This is a genomic window from Oligosphaera ethanolica, from assembly GCF_030814695.1.
Lineage (GTDB): Bacteria > Verrucomicrobiota > Lentisphaeria > Oligosphaerales > Oligosphaeraceae > Oligosphaera > Oligosphaera ethanolica.
In genome coordinates, this window is record NZ_JAUSVL010000001.1 from 1,415,158 (window position 1) to 1,433,951 (window position 18,794).

General features: G+C 58.3%; 13 protein-coding genes. 7 read left to right on the forward strand and 6 right to left on the reverse strand.

Annotated features, from left to right (window positions below):
* The first annotated feature begins 6 nt into the window (after positions 1-6).
* Together J3R75_RS04880 and J3R75_RS04885 are read left to right on the forward strand one after the other, a co-directional pair.
* Positions 7-1,779: a beta-galactosidase gene (locus J3R75_RS04880; protein WP_307260236.1), complete on the forward strand. Its 1,773-nt coding sequence runs from the start codon at positions 7-9 to the stop codon at positions 1,777-1,779.
* 341 nt (positions 1,780-2,120) lie between these two features.
* Complete coding sequence (locus J3R75_RS04885) at positions 2,121-3,671, forward strand: transposase (RefSeq protein WP_307260237.1); 1,551 nt, start codon at positions 2,121-2,123, stop codon at positions 3,669-3,671.
* A gap of 222 nt (positions 3,672-3,893) precedes the next feature.
* Here the strand turns inward: J3R75_RS04885 and J3R75_RS04890 are convergent, their stop codons facing one another.
* From J3R75_RS04890 to J3R75_RS04910, 5 genes are all read right to left on the reverse strand, one after another.
* A complete protein-coding gene (locus J3R75_RS04890) occupies positions 3,894-5,126 on the reverse strand; it encodes an alginate O-acetyltransferase AlgX-related protein (RefSeq protein ID WP_307260239.1) in 1,233 nt (410 codons plus the stop codon).
* Positions 5,127-5,141: 15 nt separating this feature from the next.
* Positions 5,142-6,545 (reverse strand): MBOAT family O-acyltransferase, encoded by a 1,404-nt coding sequence (locus J3R75_RS04895; protein ID WP_307260240.1) that lies wholly within the window; start codon positions 6,543-6,545, stop codon positions 5,142-5,144.
* A 300-nt stretch (positions 6,546-6,845) separates the two neighbouring features.
* Positions 6,846-8,177 (reverse strand): family 4 glycosyl hydrolase, encoded by a 1,332-nt coding sequence (locus J3R75_RS04900; RefSeq protein ID WP_307260241.1) that lies wholly within the window; start codon positions 8,175-8,177, stop codon positions 6,846-6,848.
* A gap of 184 nt (positions 8,178-8,361) precedes the next feature.
* On the reverse strand, positions 8,362-9,372 hold the full coding sequence (locus J3R75_RS04905) for a zinc-dependent alcohol dehydrogenase (protein WP_307260242.1): 1,011 nt from the start codon (positions 9,370-9,372) through the stop codon (positions 8,362-8,364).
* Positions 9,373-10,081: 709 nt separating this feature from the next.
* Positions 10,082-11,434, reverse strand: coding sequence for a sodium/glutamate symporter (locus J3R75_RS04910; RefSeq protein WP_307260243.1), 1,353 nt, complete (start codon positions 11,432-11,434; stop codon positions 10,082-10,084).
* Between the two features lie 711 nt (positions 11,435-12,145).
* On the opposite strand from J3R75_RS04910, the gene J3R75_RS04915 reads away from it, so the two are divergent.
* The gene (locus J3R75_RS04915; RefSeq protein ID WP_307260245.1) at positions 12,146-13,381 is read left to right on the forward strand and encodes an MFS transporter; all 1,236 of its coding nucleotides are present in this window, start codon (positions 12,146-12,148) and stop codon (positions 13,379-13,381) included.
* Here the strand turns inward: J3R75_RS04915 and J3R75_RS04920 are convergent.
* Positions 13,360-14,133 (reverse strand): metallophosphoesterase family protein, encoded by a 774-nt coding sequence (locus J3R75_RS04920; protein ID WP_307260246.1) that lies wholly within the window; start codon positions 14,131-14,133, stop codon positions 13,360-13,362. The genes J3R75_RS04915 and J3R75_RS04920 overlap by 22 nt on opposite strands.
* A gap of 323 nt (positions 14,134-14,456) precedes the next feature.
* On the opposite strand from J3R75_RS04920, the gene J3R75_RS04925 reads away from it, so the two are divergent.
* The 4 genes from J3R75_RS04925 to J3R75_RS04940 all read left to right on the forward strand — a co-directional run bounded on the left by J3R75_RS04925 (position 14,457) and on the right by J3R75_RS04940 (position 18,703).
* On the forward strand, positions 14,457-15,683 hold the full coding sequence (locus tag J3R75_RS04925; protein WP_307260247.1) for an SPFH domain-containing protein: 1,227 nt from the start codon (positions 14,457-14,459) through the stop codon (positions 15,681-15,683).
* A 24-nt stretch (positions 15,684-15,707) separates the two neighbouring features.
* Positions 15,708-15,947, forward strand: coding sequence for a hypothetical protein (locus J3R75_RS04930; protein ID WP_307260248.1), 240 nt, complete (start codon positions 15,708-15,710; stop codon positions 15,945-15,947).
* Entirely contained in the window at positions 15,944-17,701 is a 1,758-nt protein-coding gene (locus tag J3R75_RS04935; protein WP_307260249.1) for an SPFH domain-containing protein, read from the forward strand. Before J3R75_RS04930 ends, J3R75_RS04935 begins: the two co-directional genes overlap by 4 nt.
* Positions 17,702-17,851: 150 nt before the next feature.
* Entirely contained in the window at positions 17,852-18,703 is an 852-nt protein-coding gene (locus J3R75_RS04940) for a glycoside hydrolase family 16 protein (RefSeq protein ID WP_307260251.1), read from the forward strand.
* Positions 18,704-18,794: the final 91 nt, after the last annotated feature.

Here is an 18,794-nt window from a genome sequence, read left to right on the forward strand (position 1 = left end):
AGCATCATGACCTCTCGTTTTGTCAACGGTGAACTCCTGGTAAATGACCAGCCCTACCGCATTCTTTCCGGAGAAATGCACTATTTTCGCATCCCACGCGCATACTGGCGGGATCGCCTGTTGAAGCTGCGCGCATGCGGTCTCAACACCGTCGCGACCTACATGCCTTGGAATCTCCACGAGCGCCAGCGCGGCCAATTCAACTTCAGCGGCATTCTTGACATCCGGCACTTTATTGAGCTGGCCGACGAACTCGGCCTCAATATGATCCTCCGTCCCGGCCCTTATATCTGCTCAGAGTGGGATTTCGGCGGTTTTCCGGCATGGCTACTGAAAGATCACGACATGCGACTGCGCTGTTCAAATCAACACTACCTCGACGCCGTCAAAAGCTATTTCGAGGCGGTCTTCTGCCAAGTCAGGGACTTCTATGACAAAAATATCATCATCATGCAAATCGAAAACGGCTACGCGTCGTACGGCAATGACCAAGTCTATTACGACTTCCTCAAAAAACTCGTTGACGACAGCGGCTTCGCCGGCATCGTCATCGCTGCTGATGGCGACAGCGACACCCGAATAGCTGCCAAAGTCCCAGATGGCGTCTGGCAGACGCTGATGTGTGGCCGCGAAGACTGCATCCCGCAGCTGGAGTTGATGCGCAAAAAACAACCAGACAAGCCACAAATGATTGTCGAATACTGGAACGGCCAGTCCATGAAGACCGGCCAGCCGCTCTTCATGCGCGACCCGGACCTCATCGCTGAGAACCTTGACCGCGCACTGGCGTGGGGCGCGCATATCAACCTATATATGTTCCACGGCGGCACGAATTTCGGTTTTATGAACGGCGCCATGCGAGCCCCAAACGGCAACTACGTACAGCTGCTCAGCAGCTATGACGCATGCGCACCACTGAGCGAATGTGGCGACCCCACCAGCCTGTATCACAAGCTGCGTGCCGTCATCAGCAGGTACAACCCGACCTTTGACGAAAGCACCACGCCCGTTCCGGCAAAGCTCCCCAAAAAAGCTTACGGCGAAGTTGCGCTCACCGCTGTAGCCGGCATAGCCGATGCCCTCGATGCCCTCGCCGGCAATACCGTCCAGTCGCCTACCACGTTGTCCATGGAGGATATCGGCGGCGACGGCGGCTTCGTCCGCTACACCACCGAGCTGCTTCCGCAGTCTTTCCCACTGCCCATCACGCTCTACCAGTACCAAGACCGCGGCTGGGCTTTCTTCAACGGTAAAAAAATCGCCTCGTTTGGCCGCAGCGGCGCCTCTTTCGTCGTCAACGCTCCAGACGGCGGCCGTCTCGACATCGTCATCGAAAACATGGGGCGAACTAATTTCTTCTGCAATATCGAAGACAACCGTAAGGGCATTTCCGGCGGCGTGATCCTTAACAACCAGCAATTCCAGCACGGCTGGACCATCTCCACTATGCCTATGGAAGACCTCAGCCGCGTCGAATACCGGCCACTTGCCCAAGACGAAAGCGTCCAAACACCAGCATTCTTCCGAGGCACGTTCCTCATCGACGGCGCCCCCTGCGATAGCTTTCTGCAAATCCCCAACGGCATATGCGGATTCTGCCGCATCAACGGCACGACCCTCGGCCGTTATGACCGAAATGGCCCCGCCTACACCCTATTCGTACCGGCAAACTGGCTCCACCAGGGTGAGAATGTCCTCGAAGTCTGTGAATGCGGCGTTATGTACAAGCCCACGGCCAAATTCCTCGATCGACCACTCTTCAGCGCTCACTTCGACTGATCGCCCGCATGGCCAGAAAAAACAAGGGGTCAGACCGATCAGACCGATCGGTAATCTGATCCGTCCGATCCGTCCGATCCGTCCGATCCGTCCGAAAAAAAACAGTTGCCGGGACCACAAAGCCGTCGGATTCGCGGATGACGCCGCTAATCGCAGATTATTCCCGAAAAGAAATCTGCGTTCAACGGCGACTTCTGCGGATAGCTAGAGGTCATCCGAAAAGCCCTCGTGCGCGCGCATAATGCGCGCACGCGCGAGACAAATCAAAAAAAAGTGCCACATTATGCTGAACGCGATCGAATTCCGCGAAGAAAGGTCGCACAAACATAATGGGGCACGCCATGGAATGTATTTTTCTCTTTCCAAATTACCAGTTGTTTTCGACCACTCCCGACAGCGACTTGGCTGATTTCGCTGCGGAGATGCTGGCTTTCATCGACCGCCATGGCGAGTTGCTGCCGCTGATTGACGCCGACCTGGATGCCTACGGTTTGCGGAAGAAGGCCCAGCGTGCGCGCCAGCGGCAAGCGGCACGGGCAGTCTTGCCAGCCCTGCCGGCCTTGCTGAGTAACATCCCCGAGGCGGAGCCCAGCGTCGCCCCCCGTACCCTTGAGACTGGTCGCCCCAGAATGCCGGCATTGGTCGTCTTTCTCTTTCTGCTCATGCGCGGCCGCTACGGTTCGGTCAGCGACCAGGACGCCTGCGAGCGCTTCTGCGAGTACAAGACGATCGAGGCTGTGCTGTCGCCTCGCGGTCTTCGCCTGCCATCGCGTCAGGCGCTGGTCGACAACCTCAACGCCGTGACCAACGCGACGCGGCAGGCCATACTGGATGCCCAGCTCCAGGACTGCCTGACCGAGGAGCTTGACGACTTCAAGGAAATCTGCGTTGACAGCACGGCGGTGTGCGCCAACTCGGCGTTTCCCAATGACGCCAGTCTGGCCGCTCGCAGCCTGCAGCGAGCCTTCATCGAGCTTTGGACCTTGCGGGAGCAGGGAGTGGTCACGTTCACCGATGGCTGGATGCCAAGCTGGAAAAACACGATTGTCTGCCTGGCGCGTGACATCAACATGGCCCGCGGCAAGAAGGCTCCGAGCAAAAGACGGAAGTTGTATCGCAAGATGCTTGACACGATGGACAAGGCCATGGCACCCATGAAAGAGCTCTACAAGACCTTGTTCGCAGAAGACGCGGCCCGGCTGGCTCCGCAGCTTCAGGCCAAGCGGGAGCGACACCTGCTCGATGGCGTACAGGCCCTCGTCAACGCCTGGAAGGCCGGCAATCAAATCCGGCGCCGGGTGTTCAATCACGAGGCCGTGCCCATGGACGAGAAGTTGCTCAGCCTGGCCGACGCCGACGCGGCCCTGATCATCAAAGGCGACCGCGAAACCGTACTTGGCTACCGTCCCGGTCTGGCCCGCAGCCGCGCGGGCTTCATCGTCGACCTGGCGCTGGACAAGGGCAATACCGCCGACAGCGGCGTGCTGGTCAAGACGATCGAAGCCGTCACCGGCCGCGTGGGCGACGTGCCGGAAAAGGTCACCACGGACGATGGCTACGCCTCGCAGAAAAACCGCGAGGCAGCGCTCAAACTGGGCGTCAAGCTGATCACCTTCTCCGGCGCCAAGGGCAAGAAGATCACCCCGGCCGGGGAATGGGACAGCGCCGAGGCCATTGAGCAACGCGCGCGACGCTCCGCCGTGGAGTCCCTCATGGCGGTCATGAAGGATGGCTACTTCTTCGCCAGAATGCGGCGCTGCGGGCTGGAAAACGTCAGAGCGGAAATGCTGGAGAAGATCATCGCCTACAACGTCGACCGCATCCTGATGGTCCGCGCCAGAAAGGCCAAGGAAGCTCAGGAGCAGGAAGAGAAGATGAGGAACACGGCATGAATAGACAAAACATGACATAAACAGACAGAAATAATAAACCTAACGGGTGAAATGCGCCGCGTGCGTTTAAAAGATCAAAGAATCCTTCCTAACTACAAATCTTTCTGAATGAAATAGCCGGGTCGCCGCCGCCCGGGCAGTTGGCGTCCGCCCCGACAGCCGCCATGGCACTCAAACAAGACTCTCGCCAGGGCTTTTCGGACGGGCTCTAGCTATTCGGAATCATGGCTGCAGGCTGTCTCGTTGTGTGCCTATCATACCAAGAGTAAATTCTGACCGCACGTACAAAATGGCATCAAACTCATGTGCGGCTGCAACAGCCAGCATATCCTTAAGCTGATAAAAACGGGGATCAAGAATAATCATTTGCTGCACAAACAAAGACAAGTAGCCCGAGAAGGAGCGCCCAAAGGAATCTTGTATGACTAAAACTGCACCGTCAGGTACCGAGTCATTGACAAGACTAATCTTGGGATAGTCGCTGCCGCTGAAAAAAGATGCGCGGTAATTGCTCCTGTCACAATGGCTAATCACGCTTGCAAAGTCTCCGCATTCCGCGCTTACTGCCCCATTGGCACGCCACAACTCCAACCGATAGTTGGGCGAATGCCGTGGCGCCCCATATATCTCCCGATCCAGCACCGACCAGTAACGCCCCAGCCGTAAGCCCTGCACGCCCATCATATCGGCCGCCGACTCCGCCCAGACAAAATCATCACTGACAGAAAAATCGGCAGGGTGCCAGCCCGAAACACTCGTCTGCCGCAGTAAAGTCAGCGTGGCATGCACCGCATTCAGCGCGCCGTAGGGAGTCCAATGATGGTCCGTACGGTAAAAAAGAGACTCGCGAGGAACCCCGAGCCCACGAAAAATCGCAGCGCAATTAACGCGCGGAACCCCATATCGCGCCGTGTCATGCAAAAATGCGGCGTAATTTTCATCACAGGCCAAATCAATGAAGTTACCAACAACGGCCTTCTCATTGAGCTGTTTGGTCGGGATGACAACTTGGAGCATCGGTACGCCCCGCTTCTGCGCCAAGCTATGTACGGCAGAAAAAAGAGCGGCCTCATCCTGGGGGTTTTTAGCAAAGCCATTGAGATAATACAAAAAATCATCGGGACCCCGCACCACGACTTTTGCCGCCGTATCCGCAGGAATAACACGACGCCCCGTAGCTATCAAATACCCCGTGTAGAGGTGATGCACCGCCGTGCTGATAAAATTGAGCTTGGGAACAACAACATCCTTAAGCTCGTATTCATAGCGGTGAAAGTGCTGTGCCGTTCTAGCAGCAGCACGCCAGGCGGTCCATACGCCGGCTTGCTCACGGGCGCGACAATACTCGCGCTCGGCGGCGACGCCCACACGTAATGCCATTAACAGCGAGCCGACAGCCATCAAAGCCAAAAAGGCCAGGCCGAATACGCGCGATTCGTAGTCATGTAGAGTCATGTACTGCCACTGCCGCTAAAAATTAAAGTAAATAAACGGATTGAAGCTCGACACATCCAAGGCACCAAGAGCCAAAACAATGATGAAGAGTACCCACACGTGCTTGATGATCTGAATAACCAGCCAAGACGGCAACCTACTCTGTAAATACGGCGCAAGCGGCGTCGATGCCAGTCCAGCAACAAGAAATTCCGGCAGATATTCGACCAGGTGCTGCAAAAAAAACCGATCGACAGTCCAAGCATCTATGCTGATCATGCGCCAAGCATACGCCGCTGCGTGTGTCAGTGAATTGGCCCGAAAAAGCACCCAGCCAAACATGACCAAAAGGAAGACCACAGGCCATTGCAATGCCTGAAATAACTTCGGCCAAGCTATTTTTTTGCAGGCCCGCTCGGTTACGAGCAGAACAAAAAAGTACAAGCCCCAAACAAGAAATGTCCAATTCGCGCCATGCCAAAGGCCAGTTAGCGCCCATACGGCCAGCAAATTCCATATCAGGCGCCGAGACGAGCTAACTCGGCTGCCCCCGAGGGGAAAATAGACGTAGTCGCGAAAAAAACTCCCCATTGAAATATGCCAACGACGCCAAAATTCCGCTATGGAACGCGATATATACGGGTAGCGAAAATTGGCGGGAAAGTCAAACCCGAACATACGCGCCAACCCGATGGCCATATCTGAGTAGCCGGAAAAATCAAAATAGATTTGGAAGGTGTATGCCAACGTGCCCAGCCAGGCAAGCGGCGCAGTCAATGCCGCTGGTGACATATCAAAACTCAGATCCGCAACCCGGGCCAGTGCATTCGCAACGAGGATCTTCTTCGCAAAACCAATCCCAAACAGCTCAATACCACTGATAAAACCGTCGATACTCTCACGCCGAGTCAGCAACTGGCTCGAAAAATTGTCGAAGCGAATGATGGGACCGGCAATAAGCTGTGGGAAAAAAGCAATGTACAGACCCGTGTCCATAAAGTGCCGGAAGGGCCGCGCTTTGCCTTGGTAAATATCAATGATGTACGACAATTCCTGGAAAGTGAAAAACGATATGCCAATGGGCAGGACAATGGCAAAGTCCGAAGAGCCGCCGAAAAGCTCTGCGGAAGTACGCACGACAAAGCCGAGATACTTGAAGACAAAGAGCAAAGCGACATTGAAGGCCACCGCCAGCCAAAAATACCGGCGAGTACACTGATCATCCCCGCAACTCCGCTCGCAATGGCGTCCAAGAAACCAGTTAACTGCGATGGAGAACAACATGACCAGCACGAAATACGGCTCGCCCCAGGCGTAAAAAAACAAACTGGAGAAAAAAAGTAGGACATTCCGCTTGTGGACGTCCCGCAGCACTACGAAATAGAAAAACAACACTGCGGGTAAAAAGAAGAACAAAAATGGCTGACTCGAAAATAACATCGTAGCCCTGTTATCTTAGTGTCGGGACGCTGTGGCAATCACACTGACTGATATGATGATCAAAAACTCGCCTTGCCCCACTCATGCCGCGATATAAGAAAATCCGACCGATCGGTCCGCGTAGGGGCGGACCTATGTGTCCGCCCTAGCCAGATCCGTCCGATCCGTCCGATCCGTCCGAAAAAAAACAGTTGCCGAGACCACAAAGCCGTCGGGTCCGCAGATGACGCCGATTATCGCAGATTATTCCCAAAAAGAAATCTGCGTTCATCGGCGACATCTGCGGATAAATTCGTCTGTTCAAATGGGGGCGACGTCTCCCCAGTAGTCTTTGAGGTAGGGCTTTTCGAGTTCCAGGAGTTGGTTGAAGCAGGTCTTAATGGTCGCCGGCGTGGCGCTGGCGGCGGTACAGCTGTCGATGACGCAGGCCAGGTAAGCCTTGTGGAGGTCTTTTTCCAGGAAGGCGTCGCTGCCGAGCGTCTGCATATTGGCCATGTTGCTGCAGAGCGCCGCCAGCTCGATGGGCATGCTGCCGTAGCGCAGCGGGTGCAGACCCATGCGATCGACGATGCTCTCGACTTCCACGCAGGTCTCGCGGGAGAAATTATCGATGAGCTGCTCGTTCATGACATTGATGTGCATGCGATAAACCGTGTCGGTCTCGTGAGCGTGGATGATGTGCGCACCGTACTCGAAGGACCGCTTGAGGTTAAGCGGCACCTCGCCGCGCAGCTCCTTCACCAGTGGCGCGTCGGGATTCCAGCGCGGCTGCGTCGGCGGCGCGACGCGCTCCGGGTTGCGTGCATCCTTGAAGAACTGCAGGCGGTCCCGTTCCCGCGGCAGGAAATACGGCAGGTACTCGGCCAGGTGACCCGACGACTCAGTCGTGAAGTAACCAAAACTCTTGAGTAGTTCAAATTGCACCGGCCGTTTCTGGTAGATCGCCGGGTCTTCGATCGCCTTGAGCAAATCGCCGTAGGCGCTGCGGCCGTCGAGGTATTCCAGGCGTAGGAACCAATCCATGTGATTGATGCCGGCGCACTCGTAGCGCAGGCTCTTGTAGGGCACCTTCAGCCAGTTGGCGAGGTCACGAATGCCATACTGGATATTGTGGCACAGGCCCAACATGGTGATGCCGGGGCAGGCCTTGCAGATAATCCGCGTCAACATCGACATGGGATTGACGTAGTTCAACAGCCACGCGCCCGGACAGCGTTTCTCCATGTCCTGCGCAATCGCCAGCAACTCCGGCGCCGTCCGCATGACTCGGAATACCCCGCCGATGCCAACCGTGTCAGCCACCCGCTGCTCAATGCCATGTTCGCGCGGCACGTTGATTTCGTAGTAATACGGCACGCCGTTGTAGCCCGGGCCGCCCTGGGAAAAGGCCGTGATGACATAGTCCGCGCCTTCCAGCACGCCATCGCGCCAGCCCAGCTCGCCACGGATCTTCGCGCTGTCGGCGCCGACGGCCACCGCGACTTTCTGCGCGTACTCCAAGACCGGCCGCAGGTGGTCCGGATTGATATCCACCAACACCAGTTCGCAGTCCCGCAACTCCGGGAAACTCATCAAATCAACCACCGTGCGCGCACCAAAGCCGCTGCCGGCACCAATGAATACTACCTTCATCTGCTTCACTCCTTGCTTGTGTGAAAGCTGCAAGCTACCAAAGCAGCCGGCGCGCCCAGGCTAAAACAAAAAGCAGCCCAGCAGCGCCGGCAGCGACAAACTATCAGTTGTATCGCAAAACCAGACCAGCCAATATACCAACGCCACGACCATTGCCAAAGTTCCCCGCCCGTTTAGGCCTGATTCAGCGTATTTTCCGCCAGTCGAAGACGATGCCCAGCGGCGGATTCTTGCATTCGACCAAGCGCGCATAGACAGCGTGGGCGTTCTCCGGGGAGACAATCTCCGAAATCAGCGGCCGCGTCTGCAGTTTTCCGGCGGCAATCAGCTTAAGAATGGCTGCGTAGTCGTCAAATTCCGTCCATTCGCCGGGCCGCGACTCCGTCTTTGGCCGCGTGTTGGTATGGCAGCCGATGAGCTTCACGCCGCGACAATGAACGAACTTATAGAAATCGATGGCCGCATCCGATACGCGTGTGCAGCCCAGCAGCGAGATGCGGCCCATGTAGGCGACGTACTCAAGCGCCTGCTGCAGAGCGACTGCCACGCCGGTCACTTCCACGACGCCATCGACGCCGCGGCCGCCCGTCGCCGCCAGCACCCGGTCCTTGAAATCCTTGGCGCTGGGATCGAATGCCGCCGTGGCGCCCAGCTTCAGCGCGAGGTCGCGCCGCACGGGATCGAGGTCGGCCACCAGCACCGGTATCGCCCCGGAAAGCAGCGCGAACTGCAGCGCAAAGACGCCGAGAATGCCCATGCCCGCCACCATCACCGACTCGCCCAACTCGACCCGCAGTTTGCGCACGCCCAGGCAGGGGAAGGACGCAATGTGCGCAAAAGATGCGTCCAACAGGTCAATGGCATCATCCTCAATTTTGAACAGCGCCGAGGCCTTTTTCACATTGTGCGATCGATGGCCGCCCCAGGGATTGACGACCCGGTCACCGACTTTCAGGCTGCTCACCTGCGCGCCCACCGCCAACACCCGCCCCGCCGCGCTATAACCCGGGCAGTACGGATAGGTCGGATGCGCGTTGTTCATATCCATCAGCCACGCGCGCTCCGTGCCCGCACTGATCACGCTGAAGTCATTCTCCACCAATACCTCGTCCGCGCCCAACTTCGCCGGGTCGTACTCGGAACTTTTCAGCTCGACATAACACGGGCGCTCGGCACTCACATGGTACATTTTCATCGCACTCTCCAGATTACTTTTGAGCCATAGGGTTCTAGGAGGTAAACGCCGCGAGAGTCGTCCACCTACCTGACGATCGCTACCAGAATTCACGCCTACACAATAACCGCAGTTTCGCCGTTGGCCCCCACCCCAAAACATATTTTCTTCCGACGGTCTGCCCAGTAACGCGCTCGGACAGCTGGCGGCTCGCGCCAGCACAAGGGCGGACACATAGGGCCGCCCCTACGGCAATCGAATGCAATCGACGATTATTGCCCATATTCGTCCCATTCGTCCCATGCGTCCCATTCGTCCCATTCGTCCCATTCGTCCCATGCGTCCCATGCGTCCCATGCTCTTCACATAAGCGTCCACATCGAAAAAGCACGCTGGAAGCGTGCCACATAGCAAACAAGTAAGTGAGTTCCATTGCCTCTTTGGCCCCAGTCAGCTGCGCCGACTGGGGCCAAAGAGGCCGAGGAACACGAACACAAATGACGTGCTACCCAGGGCGGCGCACGCTTTCAGCGTGCTTGCCCTGGGCTGGTATGTTTCGCGCTTTCAGCGCTTCTGCCGCTTCGCGGCTTGGGAGACCGGTGGCGCGCTAGACTCCGCCTGCTGGCCTCTTGCGACGGCGCGGGCTAGACGCCCGCACCACGCCTGGGAGACCGGTGGCGCACTAGACTCCGCCTGTTACTCTACGGTTCAATTACCAATGGCTGCCCGTCTACCGTTTTATGTTGAGGAATATGGCGTAGGCGATCCATGGCAAGATGGCGATGGCGCTGATGGCGAGCATCTTGGTGCTGCCAATGGCGAAAGCAAGGGGCAGCGCGAGAGACGTCCAGAGGCCACCGCCCATGATGGGCTCGTGGAGGAGCTGTTTGTAGCCGAAGGCCTCGGCGGCAACGGTGTCATTCTGGGGATCGACAGTACGCAGAAGCAGCAGCCCGGTTGCGGTAACGCCGCAAGATTGGCCGAATTCGGCGATGGCGCGCTCGAACCATGCGTCGCGGAAAATGCGCGGGGCGACAAACACCACACAGAAGACACTCCAGGCGGTGCCGACACCAACGAGCAGCAAGAGCGGCAGCCAGTTGGCACTGACGACCTGCAGGTTGATGGTCGCCAGCGCGGAGATGACCAGGAAGTCGAGCGCGGAGCCGGAGATGCGCGCCATCTGCTCATGGCTGATGAGCAGCGACAGCCGCAGTCGCTCGAGAATTTTCTGAAGGATGAGCCCACCAAACATACAGAGGGGAAAGAGCGGGAAGCTGTCGAGCAGGCCGCAGCTTTGCCAGCTTGCGGGCAAGAACTGCTGACAGCTGGCAAGGCCCTGTTTCATGATCCAGCCGAGGAAGATGGCGATGCCCAGGAGGGCGACATGCCAGGCCAATGAGTCGATGGAATCGCAAGCGACGGTCTGTTTACCGGCGGGGGGCTGGCGGCGAAAATGGTAGATGCCCCGTTGTTCGTAACTGTTTTGGTCGTCGAAACCGCGCAGGTTGTTGACGTGGCCTTTGCGGGCCGCCCAGTTGATCAGCATCATACCGAGAACAATGCCGATGATCATGCCGATGGTGGCGACCGTCAGGCCGAGATCGACGCCGGCCGACCAACCGAGTTTGTTGAATGACTCGGTCATGCCGCCGACGGTACCATGGCCGCCCTCAAAACCGATTTCGAGGAGATTGCCAAAGGCCGCCGGGACCTTGAACAGCGGCATGAGCACAAAGGCCGTGAGGGCGAAGCCAATGACGTACTGGCCCCAGGCCAGCAACTGGCCGAAGCACAGCTGCGGCGCGGCGGCATTCCAGATGCGCCCCAGGCCCGGCGTACGCCGGCCAAGAAACAACGCCGCGAAGACGACGTTGATCAGGAAACCCGGAAGGCGTCCCCAGCCGGCATGCCACTCCGGCGCAATCCAGTCGCCACCGACGTTGATCAGCAACAGCCCCAGCAGACCGCCGATGATCGACGACGGCAGATACAGGCGTTGAAAGATCGGCAAAAGACTGCGTAATATCTTACCAATGACCAGCAAGATGCAAAGGGCGCAAAACGATTGAACGATGAGCATCGGGGACGGTCCTCCAAAGTTGCAGCGCCGACCACACAAGCACAGAGCAAGGCGGCACGCCAAAGATAAAAAAGACGCAAAGTGCGTAAAATAAGTCCGTAAGCATAGCGGCGGCACCGCACGTTGGCTTTTTACCTACAGACCAGATAATCGGTCAGCCATTGATACTTGTTGTCCCTGCGCCTTTTTGACCGCCCTGTCGCAAACCATCATCCCGTTGGCATTTAAGCGCTGAAAGCGCGATCTATGATAGCCCAGGGCAAGCGACGCCGAAGGCGGAGCGACGCCCTGGGTAGAGCGCCATTTTTTCTCCTGTTCCTCGGCCTCTTTGGCCCCAGTCGGCGAAGCTGACTGGGGCCAAAGAGGCAATGGAACCCGATATAACGTCTTCCCCATCTTGTGCTTTTCGACCTCCGTAGTGTCGTTTTAGGTCGCCCTTACTGGGCTCATTTCGGGTGGGGCCTCTACCCAGGGCGACGCGCCCTGCGGGCGCTTGCCCTGGGCTTTCTTAGACCGCGCCGTTGGCGCTAAAAACAAAAGGCCGCAGGAAAGCCGGGCATCGATGGCTGACCGTGTGCATGCCGTGAGGCGACAAACCGGCCGTGAGGTTACCAAACGCGGGAAATGGCATTATGGTTATGCTTTTGCCGCGGCCCGGCGTGCTTGTCACGGGGGCCATTTTCCCCACCCCAGCACTAATTTATTGACCACATGATATCCTTTCGGCGCAGCAGCGACATCTTCAAGCCCGATTCGGGGGCGACGGCATTTTTCGTCAGCATATTGGTCTGGGGCATTGGCGTTGGCTGTTTTGCGGCGACGATGAACAACTTCCTGTCGGAAATCCACGACCTCAACGCGGTTGAGCGCGGCTGGCTGGAATTTTTCCGCGAGATGCCTGGTTTGGCGCTGGTGTTCATTCTGGCGTTGTTGTATCGGGTAAGCGACTGGCGGATCATGCGTCTGGGCACGATCGTGAGCATCATCGGCGTGAGCCTGCTGATGTTGCCGGCGGGCAAGTTCGCCGTGATTGGCATCATCATGATCTGGAGTCTTGGCGAGCACCTGGTCATGCCGGTGCGCAACGCCATTGCCATGCAGGTAGCGCGGCCGGAAAACGCCGGGCAATCGCTGGGCACCCTCAGCGGCGCCATGCATTTCGGGCATGTCCTGGGCAGCATGATGGTCGCCGGCGTCTTCTGGGGCAGCACGCGGCTGCTGAACATCACCGATCGCGTGGTCATTTACGACAGCGTGTGGGTGATGATCTTCATCATGCTCGCCATCAGCCTGGTCTGCACCTTCGCGCCCAATGCGCCGACGCAGGCGTCACGGCGTTCGCGGCTGTACTTCCGCCGGAAGTTCTGGAAGTTCTACGCGCTGGAGCTGTTTTACGGCGCCCGCAAGCAGATCTTCATGACCTTCGCGCCATACGTACTGATCCGCGTGTACGGTTTCGACACCGCCACCATGGCCTTGCTGCTCGGCGTCTGCGCGACGGTGAATATCTTCATGGCGCCGCTCGTTGGCCGCCTGACGGACCGCATTGGCTATCGCCGGGTGATGATCTACGACACCGTCATCCTCTTCTTCGTCTGCCTGCTCTACGGCTTCGCCGGCGAGCTCTTCGCGCCAGCGCTGGTGGTGGCCGTCCTCTGCGCAAATTTCCTGCTGGACTCGGTCATCAGCACCAGCGCGCTGGCGACCAATCTGTATGCGAAGATCATCTCGGACAATCAGAGCGAGCTGACTTCGACCCTCTCCACCGGCATATCAATCAACCACCTCATCTCGGTACTGGCCGCGCCATTGGGCGGCTGGGTATGGAGCCACTATGGCGTCGGGGTGCTCTTTGCCAGCGCGGCGGTCATGGCCGTGTTCAACTCACTGTTTGCCATGACCATCCCCAAGACAGACGCAGGCGCTCAGGGCAATTCCAGCAAATAATGCCTGAGAATGCCGTAGTCGCTGCCGACGTTAACGCACATGAAACCCGGAACGAGCTCACCAATCATACGGTAATGCGTATGGCCGCAGATCAGGCCGTTCTTCTTACCCGACGCAAAGGGCAACTCGCTGGGCAAATCGCGCATACCGCCGTAGAAATTGTAGTGGTTGGGCGGAAAACCGCCCAGGAAGGCCTGATGCGGCACGTGGTGCGTACACAGCACCGTCGCCATATCTGAAATCATGGCGCGCTTTATGTGCTCCACGAAATACTGGTTGATCTCGCGATAGCGCCGCACCAGATCAACGACAAAGTGGTCATTCCAGCCATTCCATGGCGTAATCGCCTGCGATTGCCGATAGCGCAGCGAGCCGTCATAAAAAAGCGTCCCGCCAACAAAATTGTAGCCACCGTAGAGGAAACTCCCGCAAATGTCAAGGAAGTGCACATTGTCTGCCGGCAAGAGCTGGTCGTGGAGCGCTTCAAGAGTCTCTTCAAAACGCCGCCCCCAGAATTCGTGATTACCGAGGGTCACCAGTACCGGCAGGGACGCCGGAAAAAGCAGGCTGCACAGCGCCGACAACGAGCGCAACGCCATGGGGTGCAGGGTGTCACCCGTCAGTACAATGAGGTCGGGACGGGTTTCCAGCACCACCTTGCGGACGTCCAGCGCCAGCATCGGCAGCCGTTTGGCGGCAATGTCGCGATCCAGCACCTTGAAATGCAGGTCTGACAGACATAAAACGCGCATGGCACAGCCCCCTTTCGCTAGACGTCCTGTCTTCCCTTGACAAACGCCCTCGTCTCGCCGCCGACACGCCAGCAGAACGTCGCCGAAGCGCCAGGCGTCGCCACCAGCAGGCATCATGCTGCCGCTGGCATCACTCTCGCCGCGTGGGCGTGCCGTCAGGAAAGTCGATTAATATGGCCCATAGTGGGCAAAAAACCAGCATCGCTGGCGGCGCGGCGCCTTCGTCCGAGTGAAATCATGATACATTAGCCCCTTGCGTTGACGAGTTTTTCGTTCTGCCGCACCCGGCAGCTGAGCAAGTGATGAGAGAAAGGAGAAAACGTATGGGCAAGACCTACCTCGGCCCCCTTGGGGGCGTGATTGTGCTCGCACTGTTGCTGGCGCCGGTTTTTGTGTGGTTTTTCTGCCGTATCGAGCCCCGCAACGGCCAGCTTGCGGTCATGATCAAGAAGACTGGCAAGCAGCTGCCGAGCGAACAGATCCTTGCGCCGGGACCGGAATACAAAGGCATACAGCTCGACGTCCTTGGCGAGGGGCGTTATTTCCGCAATCCCTACGTCTGGGAGTGGGAAATCACGGCCATCACCGACATCCCGGCGGGGCATTTTGGCGTGCTGGTGCGAAAATACGGCAAAGACCTCCCCGAGGGCGAGATCATCGCGCCGTCGGCGGAGTACAAGGGAATTGTCGAGGACGTTCTCGGCACCGGCAAGCACCGTATCAATCCCTACGCCTACGATGTGGAAGTCTATGAAGACCTGCGCATCATGCCCGGCACCGTCGGCGTCGTCGTCAATGTCTGCGGGGCAGACGTCTTTGCCGGCATCGCCAACGACATCACCAACAGCAAGGGTTTTCTGGTGGACAGCAACCGCAAAGGCGTGCTCGCAGAGGTCCTCAAGGAAGGCACGCACCGCATCAATCCCTTCCTGCAGAGCGTGTCCATTGTCAACATTCAAAGCCAGCGCTATGAGTTCAGCGGCGACGACGCCATCGTCTTCATCACCATGGACGGCTTCAATATCTCACTGGAAGGCACCGTCGAATTCAACATCTCGGCCGAATCCGCGCCATGCCTCTCCCACGAAGTCGGCGACATGGAGGACATCCTCAAGAAGCTGATCTTGCCGTCAGTCAGCGGTTTTGCCCGTATCGAAGGCAGCAAGAAGACCGCGACCGAATTCATCGTCGGCGAAAGCCGCCAGCTCTTCCAGAATGAGCTGGAAAAATTTCTGCAGGCGAACTGCCAGACCTGGGGCATTTCGATCAACTCCGTGCTGATCCGCGACATCATTCCGCCGCAGGAGATCGCGGAGATCATCCGCAACCGCGAGTTGGCCCAGCAGGAGGCGAAGAAATACAAGCAGCAGATTGAGCAGGCCAAATCCGCGACGGTGTTGGAAGAACAGCGCACGCTGGCCTTGCAGCGCAAGGCGATCGTCGCCGCCGAGACGCAGAAACTCACCAGCGAAATAGCCGCCAAGCAGAGCCAGGTCGAGAAGGTGATTGACGCCCAGACCAAACTAAACGCCGCGAGCATTGAGTACTAGCGTGCCGAGGCCGATGCCAAGGCCATGCTCACCATCGCCGAAGCCGAGCGCAACGTCATTTCCGCCCGCAACACCATGGAGCGGGACGTGCTCAAGTTGAACATCGAGGCCTTTGGCGGCGCGGAAGCCTACGTTGCCGGCCTGCTCTACGAGCGCATCGCGCCGCAAATCCAGAGCGTCTTGAGCCAGGCCGGCTCCGGGCCCTTTGGGCTGCCGGTGGGTCTCCAGCCCAAAGCAACGACGAAAGGAGGGACCCAGCCATGAAGACACGCGCAGCAGCAGCAATCGTCCTGTTCGTCCTCGCGCTCGCCGCCGTGGCGGGTATTTACCAGTGGTTCTTCTGCCGTTTCTACGTGCCGCCGGAGCACATGGCCATCGTCACGGCCAAAAACGGCACGCCGCGCAACGATGGCAGCATCCTGGTCGAGCGCGGCGAAAAAGGCATTTGGCGGGAAGTGTTGCCCGAAGGGCGATATTTCCTCAACCCGATCTTTTTCGATATACGCATCACGCCGGCGCTGGACATTCCCATCGGCAAAGTCGGCATCGTGACCTCGAAAGTCGGTGCGGCACTACCGCCCGGGGACATCATCGCCGCCGACAAGGACAGCCAGGGCATCTGGCGCAACGTGCTGGGCCCGGGCCTACACCGACTGAATCCCGAAGGCTACCAGGTCGACATCGTTGATGCGATCAACATTCCCATCGGCTACGTGGGCGTGGTGACGTCCCAGACCGGTCCGGCGGCGCCCGTGGGGCAGTTTGCCTCCATCGGCGAAAAAGGGGTGATCAAGGACATTCTGCAGCCCGGCCTCTACTACGTCAATCCCCGCGCCTACCAGGTCAATGTCATCGAGATCGGCATGAATCAGGTGAGCATGACCGGCAAACAGGGCAGCCTGATCGAAGTGAAAAACCAGATCGCTTCGACCAATGTGGCCGTGCAGGAAATGCAGGCGCAGACCCTCAGCGTCCAGCAACAGCGCCGGGAAGACTACCGAAAGAAGTCAACGCCGCAGCGCCCCGCCGCCGCCCGGGAGGACGAGACCGTCATCTTCGGCATCAGCAACTACGTCGAATTTCCCTCGCGCGACGGCTTCAAGATCATGATGGACATGACGGTGGAATTCGAATTGCTGCCGGCGGACCTGTCGCGCATCTACCTGGTCTTCGGCGATCTGCCGAAAGTGGTGGAGAAAATCCTGCTGCCGCAGATTCTGTCCATTTCGCGGATCAAGGGCTCCAGCTACAAGGCGCAGGACTTCATCGTCGGCGATGGGCGGGAGACCTTCCAGAACAATCTGCGTAGCGACCTGGTGGAGGCGATGAAGGAAAAGAACATCATCATCCACAACGCGATCATCCGCAATGTGGCCATACCGGAGAACATCCTCAAACCGATCCAGGAAGCCAGCATCGCCGTCGAACAGAACCTCACCAACGAGTCCCTGCAGGAAGCGGCCAAGATGGAAGGCGAACTCAATACGCAAACGGCACTGATCGAACAAAAACGCCGCGAGGTCGAACAGCAGACCAAACTGCAGGTGGCCGAAATCGCCGCCAATGAACGCCAGGCCGTGCGCATGGTCGAGGTCAATACCGAACTCGAAGTGGCCAACATCGAGCTCGAATCCGCCCAGATCATCGCCAAAAGCAACCAGCTGCGCGGCGAAACCGAAGTCAAAGCGCAATTCCTGCGCGAAAACGAAACCGCGCTGGGCACGCAGATGAAAGCGGAATCGCTCGGCGCAATGGGCATGATGGCCGATCTCATGCTGGTAGAAAATCTCAACCCGCAGCTGAGCATCAATATCATTCACGCCGGCGATGGCACGCTCTGGACCGACCTGAAGAATGCCGCGCTGACTATCAGCCCAAACACCGGCGGCAAGGCGCCGACCAAAGCCGCCGCGCCACGGGCGGGGACGCCCCAGGCCACGCCGCGACGCGTGGGAGCCACACCGGTAGTCCCGCCGTCGCCAGCACCAGCCGTCCCGCCGGTCGGCAACCAGCCATGACTTCGCGCCGCCGGCAGCACCAGATGACCGCCGGCGGCCAATCAAGCCGCCGCCGGGAACGTTAACCATTAGCGCCCGAGTTCTTCCGCCGGCCACAGCGCCGGGCGGCATAAGTCTTTCTGCGTCAGCACCCACCGAGGAGATAAAGCCATGCGATTCCGTACTGCCACCACCATCATCGCCCTCGCGGCATCAGCTGCGTTCGCCCAGGACAGCTCGTGGAAACTCGTCTGGGCAGACGAATTTGACCAGGGCACAGCGCCCGCCGCCGCTGCGTGGAACTACGAGCACGGCTTCGTCCGCAATCGCGAACTGCAGTACTACACGAAAGAGCGGCCGGAAAATGTCCGCCTCGAAAATGGCCTGCTCATCCTCGAAGGACGCAAGGAGCGCTTCCCGAACGCCAAACATCAGGCCGAGGCGACCGATTGGCAGCGCGCGCCGGAGTTCGCCGAATACACGTCCGGAAGCATCAACACCGCCGGCAAGATCGCCTGGCAGTACGGCCGCATCGAAGTGCGCGCGAAACTCCCCGCCGGCAAAGGCACCTGGCCGGCTATTTGGATGATGGGCGACAAAAAAGCCAATCCGGCCGTTCGCGGCTGGCCCTTCTGTGGCGAAATCGACATCATGGAGCACGTCGGCAAAACCCCGACCAATATCCACGCCACCTGCCATTGGGGCGTCGATGGCACAGACCGCAAACACCGTTCCAAAGGCGGCCACACCCTCAATCACGACCCCAAAAACACCTACGACGAATTCCACGTCTACGCCATCGAATGGGACAAGGACAAAATCGACTTCTTCTACGACGATCTCAAGTACTTCTCCTTCGACATTGCCCAAGCCGACATGCCCGACGGCAGCAACCCGTTCCGCCAGAAACACTACCTGTTGCTCAATCTTGCCCTCGGCGGCTCCTGGGGCGGCGACATGGACGACAGCGCCCTACCCGCCCGCTATGAAATCGACTACGTCCGCGTCTTTGAACACAAATAGGCACCCAAAACAAGCGCCGCCATTTTTACCCGCTGAATAACTTGGTCCTTCTTTTTCGCGGACGAATCGGACGGATCCGACGGATCGGACC

Excerpts from the sequence above, each read along its gene's own strand:
- J3R75_RS04910 (WP_307260243.1), bottom strand. The coding sequence starts at position 11,434 with ATGCTCATCGTTCAATCGTTTTGCGCCCTTTGCATCTTGCTGGTCATT.
- J3R75_RS04880 (WP_307260236.1), top strand. The coding sequence starts at position 7 with ATGACCTCTCGTTTTGTCAACGGTGAACTCCTGGTAAATGACCAGCCC.
- J3R75_RS04905 (WP_307260242.1), bottom strand. The coding sequence starts at position 9,372 with ATGAAAATGTACCATGTGAGTGCCGAGCGCCCGTGTTATGTCGAGCTG.
- J3R75_RS04925 (WP_307260247.1), top strand. The coding sequence starts at position 14,457 with ATGGGCAAGACCTACCTCGGCCCCCTTGGGGGCGTGATTGTGCTCGCA.
- J3R75_RS04900 (WP_307260241.1), bottom strand. The coding sequence starts at position 8,177 with ATGAAGGTAGTATTCATTGGTGCCGGCAGCGGCTTTGGTGCGCGCACG.
- J3R75_RS04930 (WP_307260248.1), top strand. The coding sequence starts at position 15,708 with ATGCTCACCATCGCCGAAGCCGAGCGCAACGTCATTTCCGCCCGCAAC.
- J3R75_RS04920 (WP_307260246.1), bottom strand. The coding sequence starts at position 14,133 with ATGCGCGTTTTATGTCTGTCAGACCTGCATTTCAAGGTGCTGGATCGC.
- J3R75_RS04895 (WP_307260240.1), bottom strand. The coding sequence starts at position 6,545 with ATGTTATTTTCGAGTCAGCCATTTTTGTTCTTCTTTTTACCCGCAGTG.
- J3R75_RS04885 (WP_307260237.1), top strand. The coding sequence starts at position 2,121 with ATGGAATGTATTTTTCTCTTTCCAAATTACCAGTTGTTTTCGACCACT.
- J3R75_RS04940 (WP_307260251.1), top strand. The coding sequence starts at position 17,852 with ATGCGATTCCGTACTGCCACCACCATCATCGCCCTCGCGGCATCAGCT.
- J3R75_RS04915 (WP_307260245.1), top strand. The coding sequence starts at position 12,146 with ATGATATCCTTTCGGCGCAGCAGCGACATCTTCAAGCCCGATTCGGGG.
- J3R75_RS04935 (WP_307260249.1), top strand. The coding sequence starts at position 15,944 with ATGAAGACACGCGCAGCAGCAGCAATCGTCCTGTTCGTCCTCGCGCTC.
- J3R75_RS04890 (WP_307260239.1), bottom strand. The coding sequence starts at position 5,126 with ATGACTCTACATGACTACGAATCGCGCGTATTCGGCCTGGCCTTTTTG.